We start from the raw sequence: 26,841 nt of genomic DNA on the forward strand, positions 1-26,841 counted from the left end.
GAAGGCGCAGCGGCGCGGTGCGCGCGCTGCGCGGGGGTCATTTCTTGTTGCCGATGCCCAGGTAGGTATCGATGATTCGCTGGTCGTGCAGCAGATCGCCGGCATTGCCTTCGAGCGCCACGGCGCCCATCTCGAGCACGTAGGCGCGGTCGGCCACCTGCAGCGCGGCGCGGGCGTTCTGTTCCACCAGCAGCACCGAGACGCCGTGCTTGCGCAGCTGCGACACCACGCGCAGCACCTCGCGCACCACCAGCGGGGCCAGGCCCAGCGAGGGTTCGTCGAGCATCAGCAGGCGCGGGCGCGCCATGAGCGCGCGGCCGATGGCCAGCATCTGGCGCTCGCCGCCCGAGAGCGTGGAGGCCATCTGCGGACGGCGCTCCTTCAGGCGCGGAAAGATCTCGAAGATCTCGTCCATGCGTGCACGCTGGTCGCGCTGGCCCTTGCGCCACTGGTAGAAGCCGCCGAGCAGCAGGTTGTCTTCGACCGACATTTCGCCGAACAGCTCACGCCGCTCGGGCACCAGCGCCACGCCGCGCGCCACCATGGTCTCGACGCCGGGGCGTGCGATGCGCTCGCCGTCGAGCGACAGCTTGCCGCTCGACTGCAGCAGGCCCATGGCCGCGCACAGCAGCGTGGTCTTGCCGGCGCCGTTGGGGCCGATCACGGTGACGATCTCGCCCTCGTTCACGTGCAGGCGCACGCTGTGCACCGCCTCGACGGTGCGGTAGGCGACGCAGAAGTCTTCCAGTTGAAGAATGGGGTGGCTCATCGGGCGTCTTCCAGCAGTTCGTCGTCGGCGCCGCCCAGATAGGCCTCGAGCACGCGCGGGTTGGCCTGCACTTCGGCCGGCGTGCCGGTGGCGATCACGGTGCCGAACTCCAGCACGGTGATGCGGTCGGCGAGGTTCATCACGAACTCCATGTCGTGCTCCACCACGAGGATGCCCAGGCCTTCGGCGCGCAGCTGGCCCAGCAGCTCCGAGAGCGCGCGCTTTTCCAGGTGGCGCAGGCCGGCGGCGGGTTCGTCCAGCAGCAGCACCGACGGCTGGCCGGCGAGCGCGCGTGCGATCTCGACCACGCGCTGCTGCCCCAGCGAGAGCGAAGCGGCCGGCGTGTCGGCATGCGCACCCAGGCCGCAGCGCTCGATCTGCTTGCGAGCTTCGGCCATCAACGCGGCCTCTTCGGCGCGATCGAGCCGCAGCATCGCGGCGAGCCAGCCACGTTTGGCGCGCAGGTGCGCGCCGAGCGCCACGTTCTCGACCACGCTGCGCTGGCCCAGCAGGCGCACGTGCTGGAAGGTGCGGCCCAGGCCGCGCGCCGCGAAGGCGCGCGAGGGGCGGCCCGACATGGCATCGCCTTCGAGCCGCACTTCACCCGAACTGGGGTCGTCCACGCCCGAGATCATGTTGAAGAAGGTGCTCTTGCCCGCGCCGTTCGGGCCGATCAGCGCGTGGATCTCGCCGGCCTTCAGCGTCATCGAGATGTCGTTGTTGGCGATGAGGCCGCCGAAGCGCTTGCTGACCGCATCGGCCTGCAACAGCAGCGTGCCCGCCGCCGGCAGCACGCGCTGCGCGAGCTGCGCCGCCGGTGCGGCTGCGTTGGCTGCAGGTGCCTTGGCGACCGGCCGCACCCAGCGGCTCACGAGCCGCGCCAGCGTGGGCCACAGGCCATCGGCAAAGCGCTGCAGCACGAACAGCATCAGCAGGCCGAACACCACCACCTCGAAGTTGCCGCTGGTGCCCAGCAGCGCGGGCAGGATGTCCTGCAGCTTCTCCTTCAGCAGCGTGATCAGCGTGGCGCCGAGCACCGCGCCCCACAGGTGGCCCGCGCCGCCGACCACCGCCATGAACAGCATCTCGATGCCGATGTTGAGGTTGAAGGGCGTCGGGTTCACGAAGCGCTGCATGTGCGCGTAGAGCCAGCCCGACACGGCCGCCAGCAGCGCGGCCAGCACGAACAGCTTGATGCGATGGCGTGCGGTGTCGACGCCCATCGATTCGGCCATGAGCCGGCCGCCCTTGAGCGCGCGGATGGCGCGGCCTTCGCGCGAGTCGAGCAGGTTGTGCAGCGCCCACAGCGCCAGCAGCAGCACGGCCCAGATCACCACGCCGAGCGCGCGCGGCGAGGCCAGCGAGACGCCCGCGACCACCAGCGGCGGCACGCCCGTGATGCCGGTCTGGCCGCCCAGGAACTCCATGTTGCCGAGCAGGAAGTACAGGCTCAGGCCCCAGGCGATGGTGCACAGCGGCAGGTAGTGGCCCGACAGCTTGAGCGTGACCGCGCCGAGCGCCCAGGCCAGCGCGAAGGTCAGCACCAGCCCGAGCAGCAGGCCGAGCCACGGCACCAGCGCCGAACCGGCGATGCCGCCCAGCCAGCCCGCGGCCGTGGGCGAGGTGCAGATCCACGCGGTGGCATACGCGCCCATGCCGACGAACGCGGCCTGGCCGAAGGAGGTCATGCCGCCCACGCCGGTCAGCATGACCAGCCCGGCGGCTACCAGCGCGTACAGGCCGATGTTGCTGAGCACTGCGACCGTGAAGTCGGGCAGCCAGCCCCAGGCCAGCGCGAGCGCCACGATGCACGCCAACGTGAGGGTGCGCGGCGTGACCAGCGGACGGCCCGCGTGTGCAGCCGTGGTGGAAGAAGTGGTGGGCGACGCGCTCATTCCTCGTCCTCCACGTGGTGGCTGCGCAGCGAACGCCACCACAGCACCGGAATGATCAAAGTGAACACCAGCACTTCCTTGTAGGCGCTGGCCCAGAACGAAGAGAAGGCCTCCAGCAGGCCGACCAGCAATGCGCCCGCGAGTGCCAGCGGATAGCTCGCGAGCCCGCCGACGATGGCGGCCACGAAGCCCTTCAGGCCGATGAGAAAACCGGTGTCGTAGTAGACCGTGGTGATCGGTGCGATCAGCAGGCCCGACACCGCGCCGATGAGCGCCGCGAGCGCGAAGCTCAGGTCGCCCGACAGCTCGGTGGGAATGCCCGAGAGCCGCGCGCCCACGCGGTTGATGGCCGTGGCGCGCAGCGCCTTGCCGACCATGGAGCGGCCGAAGAACCAGAACATGGCGATCACCAGCAGCAGCGTGACGCCCACCACCACGATCGACTGGCCGCTCACGGGGATGCCGCCGATGTCGAAGCGCACGTCCGAGAACGGCGTGGTGCGCGAGCCTTCGGCACCGAAGAAGAACAGGCCCAGGCCGACCAGCACGCCGTGCAGCGCGACCGAGACGATCAGCAGCATCAGCACCGTGGCGTCGGCCAACGGGCGGTACGCCAGGCGATAGAGCAACGGCCCCAGCGGCGCGATCAGCACCAGCGTGGTCACCGCCTGCATCGTCATCGACGTGGGCTTGAGGCCCAGCACCAGCACCGCGGCGATCGCCGGGAAGGCGACGCACCAGGTGAAGGCCGAGCGCCAGTCGATGGTCGCGCCGCGCTTCCAGCGCCACACCTCCACGGCCAGCGCCATGACGCCCAGCGCCACCAGCAGCCACAGCGTGGCCGGCGTGCGCCCGCCCTGCAGCGCCGCCATCGAGAGCGCGCCGAAGGCGACGAACTCGCCCTGCGGAATGAAGATCACGCGCGTGACCGAAAACACCAGCACCAGCGCGAGCGCCATCAGTCCGTAGACCGCGCCGTTCACGATGCCGTCCTGCCCCAGCAACAGGGCAATCTGCAAGTCCATATGAAAACCTTCGGGCGGGGCCCGTGCGTCAGATCAGATCAAGAGCGACCGTCGTTGCGGTCGTTGCCACAAACACCCATCGCGGCCTGTTCCAGAAACACCGAGGAACCGGCTTTGCCGGGCCTCTGGTGTTGCCCCCGGTAGGGGGTAGGAGAAGCGACACGAAGTGCGCGGAGCCTGGGGGCGAGCTTAGGGTTGGTATTTCCAGGCGCCGTTTTCGATCTTCACCATCACGCGCGCGCGCTGGTCCAGGCCCAGGTGGTCCGCCGCCGTCATGTTGAACACGCCGTGCGCGCCCGACACGTCCTTGGTCTGCTCGAGCGCGTCGCGCAGGGCGGCGCGGAACTCGGGCGTGCCCGGCTGGGCCTTCTTCAGCGCGACCGGCACGGCCGAGCTCATCAGCAGGCCCGCGTCCCAGGCGTGCGCGCCGAAGGTCGAGACCGTGCCCTTGCCGTAGGCGGCTTCATAGGCGGCGACGTAGGCGAGCGCAGACTTCTTCACCGGGTTGCTGGCGGGCAGCTGGTCGGCCACGAGCACGGGGCCGGCCGGCAGGAAGGTGCCGTCCACGTCCTTGCCGCCCACGCGCAGGAAGTCGGCGTTGGCCACGCCGTGCGTCTGGTACATCTTGCCGGTGTAGCCGCGCTCCTTGAGCGTCTTCTGCGGCAGCGCGGCCGGCGTGCCGGAGCCGGCGACCAGCACCGCGTCGGGCTTGGCCGACATGAGCTTCAGCGCCTGGCCGGTGACCGAGGTGTCGGAGCGCGCATAGCGTTCGTTGGCCACGATCTTGATCTTCTTCAGGTCGGCGGCTTTCGCGAATTCCTGCGCCCAGCCTTCGCCGTACGCGTCGGAGAAGCCGATGAAGCCGACCGTCTTCACGCCGTTGGCGGCCATGTGCTCGGCGATGGCCAGCGACATCATGATGTCGTTCTGCGGCGTCTTGAACACCCACTTCTTCTTGGCGTCCATCGGCTCGATGATGCGGGCCGAGGCGGCCACCGAGATCATCGGCGTCTGCGCTTCGCTGGCCACGTCGATCATCGCGAGCGAGGCCGGCGTGGTGGTCGAGCCCAGGATCACGTCGACCTTGTTCTCTGCGATCAGCTTGCGCGTGTTGTTCACGGCGGCCGTGGTGTCGGAGGCATCGTCCAGCACGATGTAGTTGATCTTCTGCCCGCCGATCGTCTTGGGCATCAGCGCGATGGTGTTCTTCTCGGGGATGCCGAGCGACGCCGCCGGCCCGGTGGCCGAGATGGTCACGCCGACGTTGACGTCGGCCCAGGCCGAGAGGGCCGTGGCGCACAGGGCGGCGATCAGCAGGGGCTTGAAGAATTTCATGGTTGGTTTGTCTCCGGGTTGAAAGGGGAAAGGCCGAGGGAAAAGCCGTGCGTTCAACGCTCGTCGAAGGACAGCGTGACGCGTTCGGTCAGGGGGTGGGCCTGGCAGGTCAGCACGAATCCCGCGGCCACCTCATTCTTGTCGAGTGCGAAGTTTCTTTCCATGCGGACTTCCCCGTCCACGCACTTCGCGCGGCAGGTGCCGCACACGCCCGAGGTGCACGAGAACGGCACCTCGAGCCCGGCCGCCGACGCCGCATCGAGGATGCTGGGCTGGCCCTCGGTGTAGGTGATCTCGCGCTGCAGGCCGTCGCGCACGATGGTCACGCGCGCCTGCTTGGCGTCGCCCGGCTGCGCCTCGTGCACCACCGCGCCGACCTGGCTGGCCGAGGGCAGCGCGACGCCGAAGCGCTCGATGTGGATGCGGTCTTCGGGCACGCCCGCGGCGAGCAGCGCGGCCTCGGCCTCGTCGTTCATCTGGAACGGGCCGCACACGTACACGTGGTCGATCTGCGCGGCGGGCACCACCGAGGCCAGGAACTCGCCGATCTTCTCGCGGTTCATCACGCCGAAGCCCAGCGGCGAATCGGTGTGCTCGTCGGAGAACACGTGTTGCAGCACGAGCCGCGTCATGTAGCGGTTCTTCAGGTCCTCGATCTCTTCCTTGAACATCGTGGACTGCAGCTGGCGGTTGCCGTAGATCAGCGTGAAGCGGCTCTTGGGCTCGCGCGCCAGCACGGTCTTCATGATCGACAGGATCGGCGTGATGCCGCTGCCGCCGGCGATGCCGACGTGGTGGCGCGCGGCCTCGGGCTCGATGGGCACGAAGAAGCGGCCTTGTGGCGCCATCACCTGCAGGCTGTCGCCGGGTTGCAGGTGGGCGTTGATCCAGTTGGAGAACACGCCGCCGCGCACCTTGCGCACGCCGACGCGCAGCTCGCCGTCGTCGAGGCCGGCGCAGATCGAATAGGAACGGCGCAGGTCCTGGCCGTCGATGTCATGGCGCAGCGTGAGGTACTGGCCCTGCGTGAAGCCGAAGACTTCGCGCAGCGCCGGCGGCACCTCGAACGAGACGATGACGGCCTCGTGCGTGTCGGGCTCGATGGCCTTCACGCGCAGGGGATGGAAGAGGGTGCTCATCGTGGGCGTGCCTCAGATAGGCTTGAAATGTTCGAAAGGTTCGCGGCAGGCCATGCAGCGATAGAGCGCCTTGCAGGCGGTGGAGCCGAAAGCAGAAAGCCGCTCGGTGCGCTCGCTCGCGCAGCGCGGGCAGGCGATGCGCTCGCCGGCCATGCGGCCGAAGAGCTTGATCGGCATGGCGGTGTTGGAGGCCTGCTCGGGCGTGAGGTGCGCGGGCGGCGCGATGCCGTAGGCCTTGAGCTTGTCGCGGCCTTCGTCGCTGATCCAGTCGCTGGTCCAGGCGGGTGCGCGGCGCAGCGTGGCGCGCGCGCGGCCCAGGCCGGCCTGCTCGATGGCGGCCAGCACGTCGTGCTCGATGGCTTCGGTCGCGGGGCAGCCGGAGTAGGTCGGCGTGAGCACGATCTCCAGGCCGTCGTCGTGCTCGATCACCTCGCGCACGATGCCCAGGTCGCAGACCGACACGGCCGGCACCTCGGGGTCGGGCACCGAATGGAGCACGGCCCACGCCGCATCAATACGCGACGCCACGGCGTTCATCACCACACGCCTCCGGGGAAGCTGCGCTGCAGGTGCTGCATCTCGGCCAGGATGTAGCCCATGTGCTCGCTGTGCACGCCGTGCTTGCCGGTGCTGCGGAACGCGGCTTCCTTCGGCATGGCGAGGCCGGCGGCGTCGAGCACCTGCTGCATCTCGGCGAGCCACGGTTCGCGCAGTTCGCTCCAGGCCGGGCCGAGGCCGCTGGCGCTGGCCTGTGCATCGACGTCGTCGCTGTCGAACAGCTCGGGCACGTAGAGCCACAGCTGCTTGAGCGCCTTCTCGGTGCGGCGGCGCGATTCGTCGGTGCCGTCGCCCAGGCGCACGACCCAGTCGGCCGAATGCTGCTGGTGGTAGCGCGCTTCCTTCAGCGCCTTGCCGGCGATGGCGGCCACCTCGGCGTCGCTCGATGCGGCCAGGCGTTGCCACAGCAGCTTGAGCAGCGTGGCGACCATGGTGTTGCGCAGCACGGCAAAGGCGAAGTCGCCGCGCGGCAGCTCGACCAGCGTGAGGTTGAAGTAGTCGCGCTCGTCGCGCAGGTAGGCGAGCTGGTCTTCGTCGTGCGCGCGATCAGCGCCTTCGAGCTGGCCGGCGTGCGTGAGCACGGCGCGGGCCTGGCCGACGAGGTCGAGCGCGATGTTGGCCATCGCGATGTCTTCTTCGAGCACCGGTGCGTGGCCGCACCATTCGCCCAGGCGCTGCGCGAGCACCAGACAGGTGTCGCCGATGCGCAGCAGGTAGTGCACGGCGGGCGTGCGGTTCAGTTCGATCGAGGCTTGCATGGCGTGCCGCTCGCTCACATGTGGTCCACGGACTTGGGCAGCGCGTAGAAGGTGGGGTGGCGGTACACCTTGTCTTCGGCCGGGTCGAAGAACATGTCCTTGTCGCCCGGGTCGCTGGCCACGATCTGGTCGGAGCGCACCACCCAGATGCTGCTGCCTTCCTGGCGGCGCGTGTAGACGTCGCGCGCCATCTGGATCGCCATCTTCGGGTCGGCCGCGTGCAGGCTGCCGCAGTGCTTGTGATCGAGGCCGGCCTTGCTGCGCACGAACACTTCCCACAGGGGCCACTCTTGCTTCACTTCGGTGCTCATGCTGCTTCCTTCAGAGGTTGTTTGTTGGCGTGGGCCATTGCGGCTTCGCGCACCCAGGCGCCGTCGTCCCAGGCATCGACCCGGGCCTGCAGGCGTTCGCGGTTGCAGGGGCCGTCGCCGGCGATCACGCGCCAGAACTCGCTCCAGTCGATGACGCCGAAGTCGTGCGCCTGGCGTTCTTCGTTCCACTTCAGGTCGGGGTCGGGCAGCGTCACGCCGAGGATCGCGGCCTGCTCGACGGTGGCGTCGATGAACTTCTGGCGCAGCTCGTCGTTGCTGAAGCGCTTGATGCCCCAGCGCATCGACTGCGCCGAGTTGGGCGACTGGTCGTCGGGCGGGCCGAACATCATGATCGAGGGCCACCACCAGCGGTTGACCGCGTCCTGCACCATCGCCTTCTGCGCGTCGGTGCCCTGCTTCATCATCGTCAGCAGTGCTTCGTAGCCCTGGCGCTGGTGAAAGCTCTCTTCGCGGCAGATGCGGATCATGGCGCGCGCATACGGTGCGTACGAGCAGCGGCAGATCGGCACCTGGTTCATGATGGCCGCGCCGTCGACCAGCCAGCCGATGGTGCCCATGTCGGCCCAGCTGAGCGTGGGGTAGTTGAAGATCGAGCTGTACTTGGCCTTGCCCGTGTGCAGCGCGTCGAACATCTGGTCGCGCGAGGTGCCCAGCGTTTCGGCGGCGGCGTACAGGTACAGGCCGTGGCCGCCTTCGTCCTGCACCTTGGCCAGCAGGATGGCCTTGCGCTTGAGCGTGGGCGCGCGGCTGATCCAGTTGCCCTCGGGCAGCATGCCGACGATTTCCGAATGCGCGTGCTGGCTGATCTGGCGCACCAGCGTCTTGCGGTAGTGCTCGGGCATCCAGTCTTTCGCCTCGATGAAGTCGCCGGCGTCGATGCGCGCGTCGAAGCGTTCCTCGAGACGCAGCTCGTCGGCGGAGCGCACGGCCTTCTGCTTGCCGTCGCCTGCGTCCTTGCCCATCGTGTCCATGGCCTGGGTGTACATGTGCGTGTCCTTTCGGTGCGGTGTGTGGGGGCGCGGGCGCTCAGCGCGGGCGCGTGTCGACGACGCGCCGGGCCTTGCCGGTCTGCGTGCGTTCCATTTCGTCGGGGCCGTGCACGACCACGCGGGTGGAGATGCCGATGAGCGTCTTCACGCGGTGCTGCACCCATTCGGAAATCGCGTTGCGGTCGGCCGCGGCGGCTTCGTGCGGCGTGAGTTCGCAGTGCACCTCGACCTGGTCGAGCAGGCCTTCGCGGCTCACGCGCACCTGGTACAGGCCGGTGAGGGCGCTGTGCGCGAGCACGATCTCTTCCACCTGCGTGGGGAAGACGTTCACGCCGCGGATGATCATCATGTCGTCGCTGCGCCCGACGATCTTGCCCATGCGGCGGAACGACCGCGAGGTGGGCGGCAACAGGCGCGTGAGGTCGCGCGTGCGGTAGCGCACGATGGGCATGGCTTCCTTGCTCAGCGAGGTGAAGACCAGTTCGCCTTCTTCGCCGTCGGCCTTCAGCTCGCCGGTCTCGGGGTCGATGATCTCGGGGTAGAAGTGGTCTTCCCAGATCACCGGGCCGTCCTTGCTCTCGACGCATTCGCTGGCCACGCCCGGGCCCATCACTTCGGAGAGGCCGTAGATGTCGACGGCGTCGATGCCGGCGCGGGTCTCGATGTCGCGGCGCATGGCTTCTGTCCACGGCTCGGCGCCGAAGATGCCGACCTTGAGCGAGCTGTCTTTCGCGTCGAGGCCCTGGCGCTCGAACTGCTCGATGATCACCTGCATGTAGCTGGGCGTGACCATGATGATGTCGGGCTTGAAGTCCTGGATGAGCTGCACCTGCTTCTCGGTCTGGCCGCCCGACATCGGGATGACGGTGCAGCCCGCGCGCTCGGCGCCGTAGTGCGCGCCCAGGCCGCCGGTGAAGAGGCCGTAGCCGTAGGCGACGTGGATCATGTCGCCGGGCCGTCCGCCTGCCGCGCGGATCGAGCGCGCAACGAGGTCGGCCCAGGTGTCGATGTCGTTCTTCGTGTAGCCCACCACGGTCGGCTTGCCGGTGGTGCCCGACGACGCGTGGATGCGCGCGACCTGCGTGCGCGGCACGGCGAACATGCCGAAGGGGTAGTTGTCGCGCAGGTCGGTCTTCACCGTGAACGGGAATTTCGACAGGTCGGCCAGCGACTTCAGGTCGTCGGGGTGCACGCCCTTGGCATCGAAGGCCTGGCGGTAGTGCGGCACGTGGTCGTAGGCGTTGCGCAGCGTGGCGCGCAGGCGCGTGAGCTGCAGGGCGGCGATCTCGTCGCGGCTGGCGGTTTCGATCGGCTCGAGGTCGCCGGGGGCGGGGCGTTTCACGGTCATGGTGGGGTGTCTCCTCAAGCGGCCGGGACGGCCGGGCGGCCCTTGGCGGTGTAGGAGCGTCCGCGGAACATCGCGATGCGCTCGCCGCGCTGGTTGGTGATTTCGGTGTCGTACACGCCGGTGCGCCCGGCCTTGGAGACTTCGAAGCAGCGCGCGGTGAGCACGTCGCCCTCGCGCGCCGGCGCGAGGAAGTCGATGGCGAAGCCCGAGGCCACGGTCAGCTCGTTGTACGAGTTGCAGGCGAAGGCGAAGGTGGAGTCGGCCAGCGTGGCCATGAAGCCGCCGTGGCAGATGGCGTGGCCGTTGAGCATGTCGGGGCGCACGCGCATTTCGAGCGTGGCCTGGCCGGGGCCGACCTCCACGATGCGCATGCCCAGGCCCTTGCTGGCGTTGTCGTTCGCGAACATGCCGTCGCGCACGAACTCGGCGGTCTGTTGCGGGGTGCGGGAAGCGTCGGTCATCTCAGCGGTCCTTGAACACCGGGGCGCGCTTGGCGCGGAAAGCCTCGACACCTTCGCGGTAGTCGTCGGCATTGCCCATCTCGCGTTGGATGCGTGCTTCTTCGGCAAGTGCCGCGCCCAGGTCGAGGTTTTGCGCGGCGGCCATCGCTTCGCGGGTGGCCACGAGTGCGCGCGTGGGCATGCCGGCCAGGCGCGCCGCCAGCGCGGCGGCGGTGTCGGCCAGGGCCGCGTCGTCCACGCACTGCCAGATGAGGCCGATGCGCGCGGCGTCTTCGGCGGGCAGCTTGTCGCCCAGCATCGCGATGCCCAGCGCGCGCGCCGGGCCCACGAGGCGCGGCAGCAGCCAGGTGCCGCCGGTGTCGGGCACGAGGCCGATCTTGGTGAAGGCCTGGATGAAGCTGGCCGAGCGGCCGGCCACCACGAGGTCGCAGCACAGCGCGAGGTTGGCGCCCGCGCCCGCCGCCACGCCGTTGACGGCGGCAACCACCGGCACCGGCATCGAGCGCAGGCGCGCGACCAGCGGGCCGTAATACGTAGAGATGACGTGGCCCAGGTCCTTGGGCGCGGCGCCCGGCGTGGGGTCGGGCGCGACCGACGGGTCGGCCAGGTCCTGCCCCGCGCAGAAGGCGCGGCCGGCGCCGGTGAGCACCACGCAGCGCACGCTGCTGTCGGCGGCCGCGGCTTCGAGCGCGGCCAGCAGCTCGGCATGCAACCCGGTCGTGAAGCTGTTGAGCGCCGCGGGGCGGTTCAGGCTCAGCGTGCGGACGGCGCCGCTGTCGCTGATGAGTACCAAAGGCTCAGTCATGCGTGTCTCTTTCATCCTTTGTGGGGACGGCTCGGTGCGTAAACACTATTGACCGACCGTTCGGTTGATTTTAGGATCGACCTCGATTCCGGCACAAGCGGGGTGCATTCAGGGCAAACCCTAGGAAGGTGTGAATGAATCCGGCGTGACCGAGCAGCCCGTCCAGGCACGTCCCCTCAAGGCGCAAAGCGCAGCCATAGCTCGGGCTATGGCGAGCATTTGCAACGCAGAGGGGGCGCGCCTGGGTGGGATGAGCGGGCATGCCGGGTTTGTTCACACCTTCCCCAACCCGCGAAAAAACAAGGAGACCGAATGCCCAGCTATTCCATCGACGGCGTGATTCCTGTCGTCGACCCGAGCGCCTACGTGCATCCCACGGCCGTGCTGATCGGCGACGTGATCGTCGGCCCCAACTGCTACGTCGGCCCCTGCGCCAGCCTGCGCGGCGACTTCGGCCGCATCGTCTTGCAGGAGGGCTCCAACGTGCAGGACCACTGCTGCATCCACGGCTTTCCCGACAACGACACGGTGGTGGAGGTCAACGGCCACATCGGCCACGGCGCGATCCTGCACAGCTGCATCGTGCGCCGCGACGCGCTGGTGGGCATGAACGCGGTGGTGATGGACGAGGCCGAGGTGGGCGAGAAAGCCATCGTCGCGGCCTGCGCCTTCGTGCCCGCCGGCATGAAGGTGCCCGCACGCTCGCTCGCGGCGGGCATCCCGGCCAAGGTGCGGCGCGAACTCAGCGACGAAGAGATCGCCTGGAAGCTCGAAGGCACGCAGACCTACCAGGCGCTGACGGTGCGCAGCCTGGCCAGCCTGCACGAGGTGGCGCCGCTCGCCGAGGTGGAAAAAGACCGGCCGCGCCTGCCCGCCACCGACGTGAAATCCCTGATCGCCACCCGCCGCGGATAGCCCTGCGGCTTCATGCAAGATCGAGCCTGCTGCACGCCAGCAACCGACAGACAACCCAGGAAGAAGACCCGATGCCGCGTGGAAGATCCGCCACCTACGACGACCAGCGCGAACTGATCCTCGCGCAGGCCGCCCAGCTGTTCGCCCGCCGCGGCTACCCCGCGACCTCGATGAACCAGGTTGCCGAGGCCTGCAACCTGTCGAAGGCCACGCTCTACCACTACTACAAGGACAAGAGCAGCCTGCTCATCAGCATCGCCGAGACGCACGTCTCGAAACTGGCGGCGCTGGTGGCCGAGGAAGAGGCCCAGCCGTCCACCGACGAGGAGCGGCTGCGCCGCTTCATCTACCGCATCGTCGAGGAGTACGCCGGCGCGCAGGACGCGCACCGCGTGCTGACCGACGACGTGCGCTTTCTCGAGGACGAAGACCGCGAGCGCGTGCTCGACCAGGAGCGCGCCGTGGTCGCCGGCTTTGCGCGCGCCGTGTCGGCGCTGCGCCCCGGCGCGCCGAGCGACGAGCTCGCCAAGCCGCTGACCATGCTGCTGTTCGGCATGATCAACTGGATGTTCACCTGGATGAAGCCCGGCGGCCGGCTCGACCACGCGGCCATCGCGCCGATCGTGGCCGACCTGTTCCTGGGCGGCGTGGGGGCGGTGAAGCTGCCGCCCGCCGTGGCAGAAAACAGCGCTAAAGAATCCGGTTGAACCAGAGCAGCGACAGCCCCGCCGACAGCAGCGTGAGCACCGCGGCGCCCAGCGCGAACAGCGCCGAGATCTCGGTTTCCTTCTTCTCGACGGTGAGCTTGGAGCTCAGCGTCTCGTAGACCTTCTTCAGGTCGCTCGCCGTGCCGGCGTAGAAGTACTCGGCGCTGGTCTTGTTGGCGATGGCCTTGAGCGTTTCTTCGTCCAGCCGCACGCGCATCGACCAGCCTTCGAAGCCGATGGTCTCGCCGTCGACCGTGCCCACGCCCACCGTGTAGATGCGCACGCCGCGGTCGGCCGCGGCCTTGGCGGCGTCCAGCGGGTCGACGCCGGTGGTGCGCTGGCCGTCGGTCAGCATGATGATCGCGGCCGAGGTGAACGAGCCGGGCGCCACGGGCGTGAACTCCTTGAGCTGCTTCTCGTTCTGGTCGATCGGGATGCCGCGCTGGCGGCTGGGGGCGCTGAACTGCGAGATGTCGATGCCCGCGTCGGGGAACAGCGTGGCCAGCGACACCACGATGGCGTTGCCCGTGGCCGTGGCGCGCTGCAGCTGGAAGCTGTCGATGGCCGTCACGAGGTCGTCGTGGTTGGTGGTGGGCAGCTGCGCCACCTGCGCGCTGCCCGCGAAGGCGACGATGCCCACCTTCACGTGGCGCGGCAGGTCCTTGATGAAGCTCTTGGCCGCCTCCTGCGCCGCCACCAGCCGGTTGGGCTGCACGTCGGCCGCGCGCATGCTTCCCGACACGTCCATCGCCAGGATGATGGTCTGCTGGTTCGACGGCAGCACCACCACCGCCATCGGCCGCGCCGCCGCCACGAGCATCGCGGTGATGGCCACCAGGAACAGCAGCGGCGGGATGTGGCGCCGCAGGCTCTGGCCCGGGCCCATGGCCTCGCGCACGATCGACAGGCTGGCGTAGCGCACCGCCATCTTCTTCTTGCGGCGGATCAGCCAGACATACAGGAGCACCAGCAGCGGCAAGGCCGCCAGCAGCCAGAGGAATTGAGGCCAGAGGAATGTCATGCCGCCACCACCGCCTTCCCGCCACCCGCTGCAACACCGCGGACCCGGCGCTTGCGCAGGTCCGCGAATCGCACGATGGCTTCGACCAGGTCGTCGTTGGTCGAGAGTTCGAGGGCGTCGACGCCGGCCCGGGCCAGCGACTCGCGCAGGGTGGTCTCGCGTTCGGCGGCCAGCCGCGCGAAGCGTTTGCGGAACCCCGCGTCATGGGTGTCGACCCACAGCTGCTCGCCGGTCTCGGCGTCGCGCAGCGGCACCAGGCCGAGGTCGGGCAGCTCGAGCTCGAGCGGATCGAACAGGCGCACGGCAATCACTTCGTGCCGCTGCACCAGCTGGCCCAGCGGGCGCTCCCAGCCGGGCTCGCTGAGAAAGTCTGAGACGACGAACACGGTGGAGCGGCGCGGCATCAGCGCGGCGGCGGAGGTCAGCAGGTCGGCCAGGCGCGTCATGCCCTTTTGCGCGGGCGCGGCCTCGGCCTGGTTCGCGCGCTTTTCCATCGCGTGCAGCAGGTGCAGCACATGGCGGCGGCCGGTGCGCGGCGGGATCACGGCCTCGAGGTCGCGGCCGTAGACCAGCGCGCCGACCCGGTTGCCGTGCCGCGTGAGCAGCCGCGCGAGCACGCCGACGAAGCCGGCCGAGATCTCGCGCTTGGCCTTCAGGCCCGAGCCGAAGTCGACCGAGCGGCTCAGGTCGAGCACGAACCACGCGGCCATCTCGCGGTCTTCGGTGAACACGCGCACGTGCGGCGTCTGCAGCCGCGCGGTGACGTTCCAGTCGATGTGGCGCACGTCGTCGTGGTGCTGGTACTCGCGCAGGTCGGCCAGGTCCAGGCCGGTGCCGCGCATGAGCGTGCGGTAGTCGCCCTGCAGCAGGCCGTCGAGACGGCGGATCACGGTCCATTCGAGCCGGCGCAGTGCGCGTTCGGCCCCGCCGGCTTCGATCGCGAGCCGGTCGTCGTTCGCGGCCTCGGGGGCCTTACGCCACCAGCTTTTCATGTTCGAGGGGCTTGGGAGGAGCGGGGACGGCCTTCATGATCTTCTCGATCAGCCCGTCGGGCGTGAGCCCTTCGGACAGGCCTTCGTAGGACAGCGTCACGCGGTGGCGCAGCACGTCGGGCACCAGCGCGCTCATGTCTTCGGGCAGCGCGTAGCTGCGGCCGCGCAGCAGCGCCAGGGCGCGCGCGCCTTCGGTCAGGCTGATGCTCGCGCGCGGGCTGGCGCCGAAGGTGATGAAGCGGCGCAGGTCCTTCAGGCCGTGCTTCTCGGGCGTGCGCGTGGCCGACACCAGCTTCACGGCGTACTGGATCAGCGAGGGGTCGACGTACACGCGCCGCGCCTCGGCCTGCAGCTCGGCCAGCTGTTCGGTGGTGGCGACCGGCGTGGCCGTGACCACCGGGCCGATCACGCGCTGCACGATCACGAACTCTTCCTCGTCGCTCGGGTAGTCGACCATCACTTTCATCATGAAGCGGTCGACCTGCGCCTCGGGCAGCGGGTAGGTGCCCTCGGTTTCGATAGGGTTCTGCGTGGCCATCACGAGAAAGGGGCGCGGCACCTTGTGCGTCTCGCCGGCGATGGTGACCTGGCGCTCCTGCATCACCTCGAGCAGCGCGCTTTGCACCTTGGCCGGCGCGCGGTTGATTTCGTCGGCCAGGAGCAGGTTGGCGAACACCGGGCCCAGCGAGGTGCTGAACTCGCCCGTCTTCTGGTTGTAGATGCGCGTGCCCACGAGGTCGGCCGGCACCAGGTCGGGCGTGAACTGGATGCGCTTGAACTGGCCGCGCACGGTGTCGGCCAGCGTCTTGATGGTGAGCGTCTTGGCCAGCCCCGGCACGCCTTCGACCAGCAGGTGGCCGCCCGCGAGCATCGCGACCATCACACGCTCGAGAAAGCGGTCCTGGCCCACGACCACGCGCTTCACCTCGTAGAGGATCTGCTCCATCAGCTCGGCGGTGGCGGGGGCTGTTGCAAAGGTCGACGAGGTCGGGTTTTCTGTGCTCATGCGAAGGGCTTTCGAAGAAATCAGAAAGGCGGCGAGCCGGCCGCCGAAGCGGCGTTCTCGATCGGCACCGCGAAGCCGATGCCGATGAAGGTGCGCTGCTGCGTCGGGTTGAGGATGGCGGTGACGATGCCCAGCACCTCGCCGTCCATGTTGATGAGCGGGCCGCCCGAGTTGCCGGGGTTGGCGGCGGCATCGAACTGGATCAGGTTACCCAGCTCCTGCTTGCCCTCGGGCGAACGGAAGGAGCGTTTCAGGCCCGACACCACGCCGGCCGACACCGACGGCCCGATGCCGAACGGAAAGCCAACGGCCGCCACCTGGTCGCCGGAGCGCAGGTCGGCGGTGGAGCGCATCACGGCGGGGATCAGGTCGTCGGGAATCTTCTGCGCCTGCAGCACCGCGAGGTCGTTCTCGGGCTGCACGCCGGTGATGACGGCGATGGCCTCCAGGCCGTCGGCGAAGGTGACCTTGATCTTCTCGGCGCCGGCGACCACGTGCAGGTTGGTGAGGATCACGCCCTTGTCGACGATCACCACGCCCGTGCCCACACCGCGTTCGACCTCGCCCGGCGTGCCGCCGTCGGCGGGTGCTTCGGGCGGCTTGCCCTTGGCCATGTTGCGGCCGCGCTTCTGGGTCTTGGCCTCGGGCGTGGCCTTCTCGGGGCCGTAGCCGACCACGCGCACCACCGAGGGCCGCACGATGTCGGCGGCCTTGGCGGCGGGCGAGGGCAGGGTGGCCGTCTGCAGCGTGCGCAGCACGGCGGCGTCGATGTCTTTCTGCGTGAGCGCCTTGGCGCCCTGGCGCGGTGCCCAGAAGGCGCCGCCGGCGGCGATAGCGATGCAGCTGACGGTGAGCAGTGCGAAGGCGCGGCGGCCCGGCTGCCAGCGTGCGCGAGGGGGAGGGGCTTGCACGGCGTCGGCCTCGGCCACAGCCGCGGCATCCGCCGGCGACCCGGCCGCCGGTGCTGCGGCCGGCGGCAGCGTGCGGGGCGAGCGGCTGTAGAAAGCGGGCCTGCGCATCGGAGCACCTCCGGCAAAAAAGGACGCGTGAAGGAGTTCACAGTAGCACGCTTTCCGCGCCTGTGCATCCCTTCGGGCATCATCGCGCGATGGCTGCGTTTGTCGATACCCACTGTCACCTCGATGCGCCCGAATTCGGTGCCGAGATGCCCGTCATCCGCGCCCGCGCGGCGGCGCAGGGCGTGGTGCTGTGCGTCATTCCGGCGGTGGCGGCCTTCAACTTCGCCACCGTGCGCGAGTTGGCCCACGCGCAGGGCGACGCCTACGCGCTGGGCATCCACCCGCTGTGCACGGGGCAGGCGAGCGACGCCGACCTGCAGACGCTCGATGCCGAACTGCATGCGCGCCGCGACGACCCGCGCCTGGTGGCGGTCGGCGAGATCGGGCTCGACTACTTCGTCGAAGGCCTGGACGCCGATAGACAGGAACGCTTCTTTCACACTCAGTTGCAACTGGCGCGCAAGCACGGGCTGCCCGTGCTCATCCATGTGCGGCGCTCGGTCGACAAGGTGCTCAAGCACCTGCGCCAGACCGCGGGCGGGCGGCCCTGGCACGGCATCGCCCACGCGTTCAACGGCAGCGAGCAGCAGGCGCAGGCCTGCATCGAGATCGGCCTGAAGCTGGGCTTCGGCGGCGCCGTGACCTTCGAGCGCGCGCTGCAACTGCGCCGGCTCGCGGCCACCTTGCCGATGGACGCGCTGGTGATGGAAACCGACGCGCCCGACATCCAGCCGCACTGGCTGTACCGCACGCAGGCGCAGCGCGACGCGGGCCAGGCGCAGGGCCGCAACGAACCCGGCGAGCTGCCGCGCATCGCCGAAGTGGTCGCGCAGTTGCGGGGCATCGACATCGCGTCGCTGGCCGAAAACACCACGCGCAATGCGGTGGCAGCCCTGCCGAAGCTCCAAAGTCTGCTGAACGTGTCGGAGGGGCGTCCGCCCGCCGCGTAGGCCAAGTTCCCGAGTTGCGCCAGCGCAGGCCATCGGGCCGGTTTTGCTGTCATCCTTGAAGTTCGAAGTGGCGTTGGTTGTCCAGTGGCACTGTCGTCACTCCGCACTTCACTCAAAAAAGGAGTCTTTCATGACCACATCTTTTGTTCGTACCCTGCCCGTCGCGCTCGCACTGGCGCTGGCCTCCATCGGTGTGTCGGCCATCGCGCAGACCACCGCGGCCGAGCCCACGACCACCGAGAAGGTGAAGGAAGCCGGCAAGGACGCCGTCGATGCGACCGCACGCGGCACCGAAAAGGCCTGGGATGCCACCAAGAGCACGACCAAGAAGGCCGTGAACGCGACCGAAAGCGGCGCCGAAAAGGCCTGGGATGCCACCAAGAGCGGCACCAAGAAGGCAGCCAACGCCACCGAGCGCGGCACCAAGAAGGCCTGGAACGCCACCAAGAACACCACGAAGAAGGCCACCACCGCCACCAAGAAGGCGGCCGTGAAGACCGGCGACGCGGTGGAAACGGCCGGCCACAAGACGGCCGACGGCATGCGCAGCGCCGGCAAGGCGATCGGCGAGAAGGTGCCGGGCACGGCCGAGAACGAAGCGGCCAAGAAGCCGTAAGCGGCTCCCTCCATCGGGGCTTCGGCCCCGTTCTCGAAAGAACCCGCTTCGGCGGGTTTTTTCATGGGCGTTCAGGCACACCGCGTGGCAATGCCAAGATACCGCCCATGAAACCGACCGCCGTCCCGTCCCCGGCCGTTGCCGCCACCGCCGGCATGGTGCTGACCGGCCTCGCGCCCATCGTCTCGCCCAACACACGTGTGCTCATCCTCGGCAGCTTCCCGGGCGTCAAGTCGCTCGAGCGGCAGCAGTACTATGCGCATCCCCAAAATCAGTTCTGGAAGATCTTGCAAGCCCTCTGGCCCGACCCCCTGCTTCCGACGGGCGCAGACAGCTACCGCGCGCGCTGCGACTGGCTGCTCGATCGCGGCCTCGGCGTGTGGGACGTGTACGGCGCCTGCGAGCGCGAGGGCAGCCTCGACACCGCGATCCGCTCGCCGGTCGTGAACGACATCGCCGGCCTGCAACTGCCGAAGCTCGCCGCCATCGCCCACAACGGCGGCGAGAGCTTCAAGCATGCACGCCACACGCGCACCCTCGGGGTGCCGGTGTATTCGCTGCCATCCACCAGCCCCGCCAACGCGTCGTGGTCCTTCGAGCGCAAGCTCGCGGCCTGGCGCGAGGTCTTCGTTGCCCACCACCTTCTCTGATGGCTTCTTCCGCTTCTTCCAAGAAAACCCTCGTCCTGCCCGAAGTCAATTTTTCCGACTGGGGCGACATCCGCTACCTGCACCTGGGCACCGAATGGGTCCAGGGCTCGATGAAGCTCGACGCGCCCTTCGAGATCGAGCTCGAGTACGTGCAGCGCATGATGGCCTGGCTGCTGTTCGTCGACAGCAAGGGCGTGGGCAACCGCCACGCGATGCAGCTGGGCCTGGGCGCGGCCACGCTCACCAAGTTCAGCCGCAAGACGCTGCGCATGCGCACCACCGCGGTCGAGCTGAACCCGCAGGTGGTGTCGGCCTGCCGCGGCTGGTTCAAGCTGCCGGCCGACGACCTGAAGCTGCGCGTGGTGATCGCCGATGCGGCCGAGGAAATCCGCAAACCCGAATGGCAGGGCGCGGTCGACGCGCTGCAGGTCGACCTGTACGACCACGAGGCCGCCGCGCCGGTGCTCGACAGCGAAGCCTTCTATGCCGACTGCCGCGCGCTGCTCACCGAAGACGGCTGCATGACGGTCAACCTCTTCGGCCGCTCGTCGAGCTACGAGCGCAGCCTCGAGAAAATCGCTGCCGCTTTCGGCGCCGACGCGGTCTGGGCCTTCAAGCCGACGCGCGAAGGCAACACGGTGGTGCTGGCCCAGCGCACACCGTCGCGCCCGAAGCGCGAGGTGCTTGCCGAGCGCGCCCAAACCATCCAGACTCGCTGGGGCCTGCCCGCGCCGAAATGGCTGCGGGTGTTCAAGCCGATGACGCTTTCCCTCACCACCTGATCACCTGACCTCCGGTTCATGAGCGCTGTACCCGCCGCCGCTTCCGCCTCTGCTGCCCGCCACGAAGGTCCGCTCGACCTGCGTCGCCTGATCGAATGGCTCGCCACCGACGGCGTGATCTCGCCGATGGAGGCCAAGCGCACCATCGCGCGCTGCGCCCAGGCCGAGAGCCGGCAGGCGCCACTGGTGCGCCTGGCCAACGTGGCCATGACGCGCGAGGCCGACGGCAAGCCGCTCGACCTCGAGGCGCTCACGCAGTGGCTCGCCGGCCGCGCCGGCCTGGCCTACCTGCGCATCGATCCGCTCAAGGTCGACGTGGGCAAGGTGGCCGACACCATGAGCGCCGGCTACGCCGAGCGCCACAAGGTGCTGCCCGTGCAGGTGCTGCCGAACGAGGTGGTGGTGGCCACGGCCGAACCGTTCCTCATCGACTGGATCGCCGAGGTCGAGCGCCAGTCCAAGCGCACCGTGCGCCGCGTGGTGGCCAACCCGTCGGACATCCAGCGCTACACGGCCGAATTCTTCGCGCTCGCCAAGTCGGTGCGCGCCGCGCAGAAGGCCGGCGGCAACACCGGCGGCGCGAGCTTCGAGCAGCTGGTCGAACTGGGCAAGAGCACCAAGCAGCTCGACGCGAATGACCAGAGTGTGGTGCAGGTGGTCGACTGGCTGTGGCAGTACGCCTTCGACCAGCGCGCCAGCGACATCCACCTGGAGCCGCGCCGCGAGCAGGGCGTGATCCGTTTTCGCATCGACGGCATCCTGCACCCCGCCTACCAGATGCCCATGGGCGTGATGAACGCGATGGTCGCGCGCATCAAGCTGCTGGGCCGCATGGACGTGGTCGAAAAACGCCGCCCGCTCGACGGCCGCATCAAGACCCGCAACATGCGCGGCGACGAAGTCGAAATGCGCCTGTCGACCTTGCCGACCGCCTTCGGCGAGAAGATGGTGATGCGCATCTTCGACCCCGACACCGCGGTGAAGGACCTCGACGCGCTGGGCTTCGCGCAGCACGACGCGCAGCGCTGGGAGCAGCTGGTCACGCGGCCCAACGGCATCATCCTGGTGACCGGGCCCACGGGCTCGGGCAAGACCACCACGCTGTACTCCACGCTCAAGCGCGTGGCGACCGAAGAGGTCAACGTGAGCACGGTCGAAGACCCGATCGAAATGATCGAGCCCTCGTTCAACCAGACGCAGGTGCAGCCGCAGCTCGACTTCGGTTTCACCGAGGGCCTGCGCGCGCTCATGCGGCAGGACCCGGACATCATCATGGTCGGCGAAATCCGCGACCTCGCCACCGCCGAGATGGCGGTGCAGGCCGCGCTCACCGGCCACCTCGTGTTCAGCACGCTGCACACCAACGACGCACCCAGCGCCATCACGCGGATGATGGAGCTGGGCGTGCCCTCGTACCTCATCACCGCCGTGATGCTGGGCGTGCTCGCGCAGCGCCTGGTGCGCACGCTGTGCCCGCATTGCAAGCAGCCCGACGACGCGGTCACGCGCGAGAGCCTCGAGGCCATCGTCAAGCCGTGGCAGATCACCGGTCCGGTGCGCGCCTACAAGCCGGTGGGCTGCGTCGATTGCCGCATGACCGGCTACATGGGCCGCATGGGCCTGTACGAACTGCTGAGCGTGACCGAGCCCTTCAAGGATCAGGTCACCAAGGAACCGAACCTCACGGGGCTGCGGCGCCAGGCCGTGATCGACGGCATGCGGCCGCTGCGCCTGGCCGGCGCGCTGCGCGTGGCCGAGGGCGTGACGACCATCGAGGAAGTGCTCAGCGCAACGCCTCCGCTGGAATAGGTCCTCCCCCAGGCTTCGCGCACTTCGTGTCGCTACGCCAACCCCCTCGCCGGGGGCAACACCAGCGGCCCGGCAAAGCCGGTTCCGCGGTGTTTCTTGAAGGGGATCCCATGAGTCATTTCGGGTTATCCCTAGTCCTTTGGTTAGTGGAATCCACATCGGCCTGACCGGAGGCTGACTCGACAATCCCGCATCGAAATTGTTCGAGGAGACTGTTCGTGAAAATCAAAAGTCAGAAAGACTTTTTCTCGGGACTGATGTTCACCGTCGTGGGCGTGGCGTTCGCATGGGGCGCCACCACCTACAGTGTGGGCAGCGGCGCCCGCATGGGTCCGGGTTACTTCCCGCTCATGCTGGGCATCCTGATGGCGCTGATCGGCCTGGGCATCATGTTCAGCGGGCTCACCGTTGAAACGACCGATGGCGAAAAAATCGGCAAGTGGGCCTGGAAGCAAGTGGTGTTCATCCTGGGCGCCAACCTCGCCTTCGGCGTGCTGCTCGGCGGCCTGCCGAGCATCGGCGTGCCGGCCATGGGCATGATCATCGCGATCTACGCGCTCGTGATCATCGCCAGCCTCGCGGGCCACGAGTTCAAGCTGCCCACCGTGCTGATCCTGGCCACCGTTCTGGCCATCGGCAGCTACGTTGCATTCATCTGGGCGCTGAAGCTGCAGATCCAGGTCTGGCCGACCTTCATCGGTTGAGAGAAGAAAGCTGCTCACATGGAACTGTTTGAACACCTCTCAATGGGTTTTGGCGTTGCCTTTACCTTCACGAACCTGCTGTACTGCCTGGTCGGCTGCATTCTGGGCACGCTGATCGGCGTGCTCCCGGGCATCGGCCCGGTCGCGACGATTGCGATGCTGCTGCCCGCCACGTATGCGCTGCCGCCTGTGTCGGCGCTGATCATGCTGGCCGGTATTTATTACGGCGCACAGTACGGTGGCTCGACCACCGCGATTCTGGTGAACCTGCCGGGCGAATCGTCGTCGGTGGTGACCGTGATCGACGGCTACCAGATGGCGCGCAAGGGCCGTGCAGGTCCGGCGCTCGCTGCGGCCGGTCTGGGCTCGTTCTTCGCGGGTTGCGTCGGCACGCTGATTCTTGCCGCCTTCGCACCGCCGCTGACCGAGCTGGCCTTCAAGTTCGGCCCGGCCGAATACTTCTCGCTGATGATCCTGGGCCTGATCGGCGCCGTGGTGCTGGCATCGGGTTCGCTGCTCAAGGCGATCGCGATGATCGTGCTGGGCCTGCTGATGGGCCTGGTCGGTACCGACGTGAACTCGGGTGTTGCACGCTACAGCTTCGACATTCCTGAACTCACCGACGGCATCGGCTTCGTGGCCATCGCCATGGGCGTGTTCGGCTACGGCGAAATCATTGCCAACCTCTCGCGTCCGGACGACGAGCGCGAAGTGTTCACCGCCAAGGTCTCGGGCCTGTTCCCGACCAAGGAAGACTTCAAGCGCATGGTGCCTGCCGTGCTGCGCGGCACGGCGCTGGGCTCTGCCCTGGGCATCCTGCCAGGCGGCGGTGCACTGCTGGCGGCTTTCGCGGCCTACACGATCGAGAAGAAGACCAAGCTGAAGCCGGGCGAAGTGCCCTTCGGCAAGGGCAACATCCGCGGCGTGGCGGCTCCCGAGTCGGCCAACAACGCCGGCGCGCAGACCTCCTTCATTCCGCTGCTGACGCTGGGCATTCCGCCCAACGCCGTGATGGCGCTGATGGTGGGCGCGATGACCATCCACAACATCCAGCCGGGCCCGCAGGTCATGACCAGCAACCCCGAGCTGTTCTGGGGCCTCATTGCCTCGATGTGGCTGGGCAATGCGATGCTGATCGTGCTGAACCTGCCGCTGATCGGCATGTGGATCAAGCTGCTGTCGGTGCCCTACAAGTTCCTGTTCCCGGCGATCGTTCTGTTCTGCGCGATCGGTGTGTACTCGACCAACAACAACACCTTCGACATCTGGATGGTGGGCATCTTCGGTCTGGTGGGCTACACCTTCTTCAAGCTGGGTTGCGAGCCTGCACCGCTGCTGCTGGGCTTCATCCTGGGCCCGATGATGGAAGAGAACCTGCGCCGTTCGCTGCTGCTGTCGCGTGGCGACTGGAGCGTGTTCGTGACGCGTCCGATCTCGGCCAGCCTGCTGGCGGCCGCGGCCCTGCTGCTCATCATCGTGCTGCTGCCGGCCGTGAAATCGAAGCGCGAAGAGGCCTTCGTCGAAGACTGATCGACGGGCTTTCCCTGAACGCACAAACGGCGCCCTCGGGCGCCGTTTTTCTTTTTGGGATGCCGTTGTCCCTATCTGCCCAGCGCGCTGAGCACCGCCACGGTCATCGCGTGCACGCCGGTCTTGATCGACGGCTCGGGCACTGGTGCGAAGAAGGGCGAATGGTTGCGGGCCAGCGGCTTGCCGCCGGGTTGGGCGGAGGCCGCGATGTCCCGCGCATCGAGCACGCCGATCGTGAAGTACATCGACGGCACGCCGGCGTTGATGAAGGCCGAGAAGTCTTCGCTGCCCGTCGAGGGCACCGTGGATTGAACGACCTGCGCCGGGCCCAGCGCCTGCTTGAGCGCGGCGGCCGCGCGGGTCACGACCGCTTCGTCGTTGACCAGCGCTTCTCCGCCCGGCACCAGCTTGACCACGGGTTCGGGCGCGCCGCTCGTCGCGGCGGCGGCCATGGCCATGCGGCGCACGCCGGCCAGCAGCTGCTCGCGCACCTGCGGCTTGTACGAGCGGATGGTGCCGCGCAGCGTGACCGTGTCGGGGATGATGTTGCCGGCGGTGCCGCCCTGGATGGCGCCGATGGTCACGACTCCGAATTCGGCCGGGTCTTTCTCGCGGCTCACCACGGCCTGCACGTCGGTCACGAAGCGCGCGGCGATCACGATCGGGTCGATGGTGGTGTGCGGCCGCGAGCCGTGGCCGCCGCGTCCCTTGAACACGATTTCCAGCGCGTCGGAGTTGGAACTGCTGATGCCGACGCCGTAGCCGATGGCGCCGTGGGGCGTGGGCGCCGTGTGCAGCGCGAACGCGGCGTCGGGCTTGGGAAAGCGCGTGAACAGGCCGTCGGCGAGCATCGCCTTGGCGCCCGAGACGGTTTCTTCGGCGGGCTGGCCGATGAACATCAGCGTGCCTTTCCATTGGTCCTTGAGCGCGACCAGCGTGCGCGCGGTGCCGAGCCAGCTGGCCATGTGGATGTCGTGGCCGCAGCTGTGGGCCACGAAGCTGTCGCGCCCGCCCCAGTCGGTGCGGGCCTGGCTGGCGTAGGGCAGGCCGGTCTTCTCTTCCATCGGCAGGCCGTCCATGTCGGTGCGCACCATCACGACCGGCCCGGAGCCGTTGCGGTACAGCGCCACGACGCCGGTGCCGCCGACCTTCTCGGTCACCTCGAAGCCGATGGCGCGCATCTCGGCGGCGAGCAGGGCGGCGGTGCGCGTTTCCTTGAAAGCAAGCTCGGGGTGGGCGTGCAGGTCCTTGTAGAGAGCGTCGAGCCGGGGGTACATCGCATCGACGAGCGGCGGGATCGCCGACGCCTGCGGCGATGCGGCGGGCTGGGCCTGTGCGCCTGCGCCGAGGCTGAGGGCGAGGAGGGCAGCGGCCAGTGAACGAAGGGCAAAGGTGTGTGCGTGGGTCGGCATGGAATGAATGCAGGGGCGCATGAAGATGAAGATCAGAAGATGTGGCGGATGCCGAAGTCGTAGCCCGTGGCGCTGCGCGGGCGCCAGCCGCTGGTGGCCAGGTAGCCCGGATAGGGCGCGTCGCTGGCGCTCGTCACGGCGCCGATCGCCTTGTCGTTCTGGCCGTCCCGGATGCGAACGCGCGCGAACGTGGCGTACAGCGCCGTGCGGCGGGACAGGTGGTGCACGTAGCCCAGCGCCCATTGGCTGGCGCTGGCGCCTTGTGCGGTGTCTCCCGGCAGGCCGGTGGCGCCGGCCTTGTAGCTGACGCGACCGAAAGAGGCGCGGAGGAGTCCCGGGCCCACGGGCACCGTGGCGCCCACCAGGTAGCCGTTGTATTTGTCGGTGCGATCCTGCATCCACGGCTGCGCCTGCGCGCGCCGGTGCCGCAGCTGCGACAGTTCGCCCAGCAGCTTGACGGGGCCGAAGTCGTAGGTGGCGCTCAGGCTGAGGGTCTTCAGTCGGTCCTCGCCGCCGGCGTCGATGGGCGGGCGGGCCGCGGCGCCCGAGGGCAGGCGGTCCTTGTTGTCTTCACCGAACGCCAGCGCCACGTTGAGCGGTCCCTTGGCGTAGCCGAAGCGCCCGCCCAGGTAGCGCCCGCGCGCGTTCGTCGGCGTCACGTCCGGGCTGTAGCGGACGTTCTCGGGCAAGGCGTACTGGAGCTGCCCGTGGAAGCCGCCGAGGTCCGGCGGCAGGAAGTAGCCGATGCTGTTGCTGGCGCGCGCGTAGTTGTCGCCGGCCGCCACGCCGGCCGGTGCGCCGCCCAGGAGCGTGGACGAGGCGCTGTTGACGCGCGCGATCACCGACAGGCCCGCGCCCTGCACGGCGAAGGGGTCGGCCAGCGAGTCGTTGCGAAAGATCGGCGTGTAGTCGCGGCCCAGCCGCAGCTCGCCGAAGCCGCCCGACAGGCTCAGCGTCGAACGCTTGGCGAACGAGGCCAGGCCCGTCTTGCCGTCGTCGTTGGCGATGTTCGACTCCAGCCAGAAGCTCGCCGCCAGGCCGCCGCCCAGGTCTTCCGTGCCCCGAAAACCCAGGCTGCTGCCGCGGTAGCCGCCGCGCGATAGCGTGGTCTGGCTTTGCGTCACCCTCGGCACGGCCGCGGCGAGCACGGCGGCGGCAGGGCGCCGCGGATCGAACGCCGGGCGGTACTCGCTGACGGTTTCGAAATGGCTGACGCCCGCATCCATGACGCCGAACAGCGTCACCGAGGACTGCGCCGAGGCCGCGCCGGCCAGCGCCAGCAGGGCCATGCCGAGCGGGTGCTGCTTCACGCGA

At 68.6% G+C, this 26,841-nt stretch carries 27 protein-coding genes; 9 read left to right on the forward strand and 18 right to left on the reverse strand.

Annotation, left to right across the window (positions count from 1 at the left end):
* Positions 1-37: 37 nt before the first annotated feature.
* From AC1RGU_RS00095 to AC1RGU_RS00150, 12 genes are all read right to left on the reverse strand, one after another.
* Entirely contained in the window at positions 38-769 is a 732-nt protein-coding gene (locus tag AC1RGU_RS00095; protein ID WP_095743875.1) for an ABC transporter ATP-binding protein, read from the reverse strand.
* Positions 766-2,664 carry a branched-chain amino acid ABC transporter ATP-binding protein/permease gene (locus tag AC1RGU_RS00100; protein WP_492693978.1) on the reverse strand — a complete coding sequence of 633 codons (1,899 nt, stop codon included), beginning with the start codon at positions 2,662-2,664 and terminating at the stop codon, positions 766-768. Before AC1RGU_RS00100 ends, AC1RGU_RS00095 begins: the two co-directional genes overlap by 4 nt.
* Entirely contained in the window at positions 2,661-3,689 is a 1,029-nt protein-coding gene (locus AC1RGU_RS00105; protein ID WP_139700066.1) for a branched-chain amino acid ABC transporter permease, read from the reverse strand. The genes AC1RGU_RS00100 and AC1RGU_RS00105 overlap by 4 nt, the downstream gene beginning before the upstream one ends.
* Before the next feature lie 189 nt (positions 3,690-3,878).
* Positions 3,879-5,024, reverse strand: a complete 1,146-nt coding sequence (locus tag AC1RGU_RS00110; RefSeq protein WP_487847869.1) for an ABC transporter substrate-binding protein — start codon at positions 5,022-5,024, stop codon at positions 3,879-3,881.
* A gap of 53 nt (positions 5,025-5,077) precedes the next feature.
* Positions 5,078-6,163, reverse strand: a complete 1,086-nt coding sequence (paaE, locus tag AC1RGU_RS00115; RefSeq protein ID WP_062478643.1) for a 1,2-phenylacetyl-CoA epoxidase subunit PaaE — start codon at positions 6,161-6,163, stop codon at positions 5,078-5,080.
* 12 nt (positions 6,164-6,175) lie between these two features.
* Positions 6,176-6,700, reverse strand: a complete 525-nt coding sequence (gene paaD / locus AC1RGU_RS00120) for a 1,2-phenylacetyl-CoA epoxidase subunit PaaD (protein WP_492693981.1) — start codon at positions 6,698-6,700, stop codon at positions 6,176-6,178.
* Positions 6,700-7,479 carry a 1,2-phenylacetyl-CoA epoxidase subunit PaaC gene (gene paaC / locus AC1RGU_RS00125; protein ID WP_159278221.1) on the reverse strand — a complete coding sequence of 260 codons (780 nt, stop codon included), beginning with the start codon at positions 7,477-7,479 and terminating at the stop codon, positions 6,700-6,702. The genes paaD and paaC overlap by 1 nt, the downstream gene beginning before the upstream one ends.
* 14 nt (positions 7,480-7,493) lie before the next feature.
* Positions 7,494-7,790 (reverse strand): 1,2-phenylacetyl-CoA epoxidase subunit PaaB, encoded by a 297-nt coding sequence (gene paaB / locus AC1RGU_RS00130; RefSeq protein WP_062478634.1) that lies wholly within the window; start codon positions 7,788-7,790, stop codon positions 7,494-7,496.
* Positions 7,787-8,797 carry a 1,2-phenylacetyl-CoA epoxidase subunit PaaA gene (gene paaA / locus AC1RGU_RS00135; RefSeq protein WP_070063651.1) on the reverse strand — a complete coding sequence of 337 codons (1,011 nt, stop codon included), beginning with the start codon at positions 8,795-8,797 and terminating at the stop codon, positions 7,787-7,789. Before paaA ends, paaB begins: the two co-directional genes overlap by 4 nt.
* Before the next feature lie 40 nt (positions 8,798-8,837).
* On the reverse strand, positions 8,838-10,148 hold the full coding sequence (gene paaK / locus AC1RGU_RS00140; RefSeq protein WP_492693984.1) for a phenylacetate--CoA ligase PaaK: 1,311 nt from the start codon (positions 10,146-10,148) through the stop codon (positions 8,838-8,840).
* Between the two features lie 14 nt (positions 10,149-10,162).
* The gene (gene paaI, locus AC1RGU_RS00145) at positions 10,163-10,609 is read right to left on the reverse strand and encodes a hydroxyphenylacetyl-CoA thioesterase PaaI (RefSeq protein ID WP_056578139.1); all 447 of its coding nucleotides are present in this window, start codon (positions 10,607-10,609) and stop codon (positions 10,163-10,165) included.
* Between the two features lies 1 nt (position 10,610).
* Complete coding sequence (locus AC1RGU_RS00150) at positions 10,611-11,414, reverse strand: enoyl-CoA hydratase-related protein (protein ID WP_492693986.1); 804 nt, start codon at positions 11,412-11,414, stop codon at positions 10,611-10,613.
* Positions 11,415-11,726: 312 nt separating this feature from the next.
* Between AC1RGU_RS00150 and AC1RGU_RS00155 the strand changes: the two genes are divergently transcribed.
* Positions 11,727-12,329, forward strand: coding sequence for a phenylacetic acid degradation protein PaaY (locus AC1RGU_RS00155; RefSeq protein WP_095743881.1), 603 nt, complete (start codon positions 11,727-11,729; stop codon positions 12,327-12,329).
* A 71-nt stretch (positions 12,330-12,400) separates the two neighbouring features.
* Complete coding sequence (locus tag AC1RGU_RS00160) at positions 12,401-13,036, forward strand: TetR/AcrR family transcriptional regulator (RefSeq protein WP_095743882.1); 636 nt, start codon at positions 12,401-12,403, stop codon at positions 13,034-13,036.
* Here AC1RGU_RS00160 and AC1RGU_RS00165 read toward each other — a convergent pair.
* The 4 genes from AC1RGU_RS00165 to AC1RGU_RS00180 are packed head-to-tail and all read right to left on the reverse strand — an operon-like array spanning position 13,020 to position 17,074.
* A complete protein-coding gene (locus AC1RGU_RS00165) occupies positions 13,020-14,057 on the reverse strand; it encodes a VWA domain-containing protein (protein WP_062478619.1) in 1,038 nt (345 codons plus the stop codon). The two genes, AC1RGU_RS00160 and AC1RGU_RS00165, sit on opposite strands and share 17 nt — an antisense overlap.
* A complete protein-coding gene (locus AC1RGU_RS00170) occupies positions 14,054-15,049 on the reverse strand; it encodes a DUF58 domain-containing protein (RefSeq protein ID WP_159278217.1) in 996 nt (331 codons plus the stop codon). The genes AC1RGU_RS00165 and AC1RGU_RS00170 overlap by 4 nt, the downstream gene beginning before the upstream one ends.
* A complete protein-coding gene (locus AC1RGU_RS00175; protein WP_095949404.1) occupies positions 15,030-16,055 on the reverse strand; it encodes an AAA family ATPase in 1,026 nt (341 codons plus the stop codon). Before AC1RGU_RS00175 ends, AC1RGU_RS00170 begins: the two co-directional genes overlap by 20 nt.
* A gap of 20 nt (positions 16,056-16,075) precedes the next feature.
* Positions 16,076-17,074, reverse strand: coding sequence for a S1C family serine protease (locus AC1RGU_RS00180; protein WP_139700083.1), 999 nt, complete (start codon positions 17,072-17,074; stop codon positions 16,076-16,078).
* Between the two features lie 89 nt (positions 17,075-17,163).
* Between AC1RGU_RS00180 and AC1RGU_RS00185 the strand changes: the two genes are divergently transcribed.
* From AC1RGU_RS00185 to AC1RGU_RS00215, 7 genes are all read left to right on the forward strand, one after another.
* Positions 17,164-18,024, forward strand: a complete 861-nt coding sequence (locus tag AC1RGU_RS00185) for a TatD family hydrolase (RefSeq protein ID WP_492693989.1) — start codon at positions 17,164-17,166, stop codon at positions 18,022-18,024.
* Positions 18,025-18,154: 130 nt separating this feature from the next.
* Positions 18,155-18,640 (forward strand): hypothetical protein, encoded by a 486-nt coding sequence (locus AC1RGU_RS00190; RefSeq protein ID WP_062479399.1) that lies wholly within the window; start codon positions 18,155-18,157, stop codon positions 18,638-18,640.
* 107 nt (positions 18,641-18,747) lie between these two features.
* Entirely contained in the window at positions 18,748-19,290 is a 543-nt protein-coding gene (locus AC1RGU_RS00195; protein WP_492693991.1) for a DNA-deoxyinosine glycosylase, read from the forward strand.
* Positions 19,290-20,072, forward strand: coding sequence for a class I SAM-dependent methyltransferase (locus AC1RGU_RS00200; RefSeq protein ID WP_492693993.1), 783 nt, complete (start codon positions 19,290-19,292; stop codon positions 20,070-20,072). Before AC1RGU_RS00195 ends, AC1RGU_RS00200 begins: the two co-directional genes overlap by 1 nt.
* An 18-nt stretch (positions 20,073-20,090) precedes the next feature.
* Positions 20,091-21,881: a type IV pilus assembly ATPase TfpB gene (gene tfpB, locus AC1RGU_RS00205; RefSeq protein WP_390346223.1), complete on the forward strand. Its 1,791-nt coding sequence runs from the start codon at positions 20,091-20,093 to the stop codon at positions 21,879-21,881.
* A gap of 218 nt (positions 21,882-22,099) precedes the next feature.
* On the forward strand, positions 22,100-22,585 hold the full coding sequence (locus tag AC1RGU_RS00210) for a tripartite tricarboxylate transporter TctB family protein (protein WP_062479410.1): 486 nt from the start codon (positions 22,100-22,102) through the stop codon (positions 22,583-22,585).
* An 18-nt stretch (positions 22,586-22,603) separates the two neighbouring features.
* Complete coding sequence (locus AC1RGU_RS00215) at positions 22,604-24,115, forward strand: tripartite tricarboxylate transporter permease (RefSeq protein ID WP_062479412.1); 1,512 nt, start codon at positions 22,604-22,606, stop codon at positions 24,113-24,115.
* Between the two features lie 71 nt (positions 24,116-24,186).
* Here AC1RGU_RS00215 and AC1RGU_RS00220 read toward each other — a convergent pair whose 3' ends face one another.
* Both AC1RGU_RS00220 and AC1RGU_RS00225 read right to left on the reverse strand, forming a co-directional pair.
* Positions 24,187-25,527 carry an amidohydrolase gene (locus AC1RGU_RS00220; protein WP_492693995.1) on the reverse strand — a complete coding sequence of 447 codons (1,341 nt, stop codon included), beginning with the start codon at positions 25,525-25,527 and terminating at the stop codon, positions 24,187-24,189.
* 32 nt (positions 25,528-25,559) lie between these two features.
* Positions 25,560-26,837: a porin gene (locus tag AC1RGU_RS00225; protein WP_492696429.1), complete on the reverse strand. Its 1,278-nt coding sequence runs from the start codon at positions 26,835-26,837 to the stop codon at positions 25,560-25,562.
* Between the last annotated feature and the right edge of the window lie 4 nt (positions 26,838-26,841).

The organism is Variovorax sp. GW823-FHT02B07 (genome assembly GCF_058797695.1).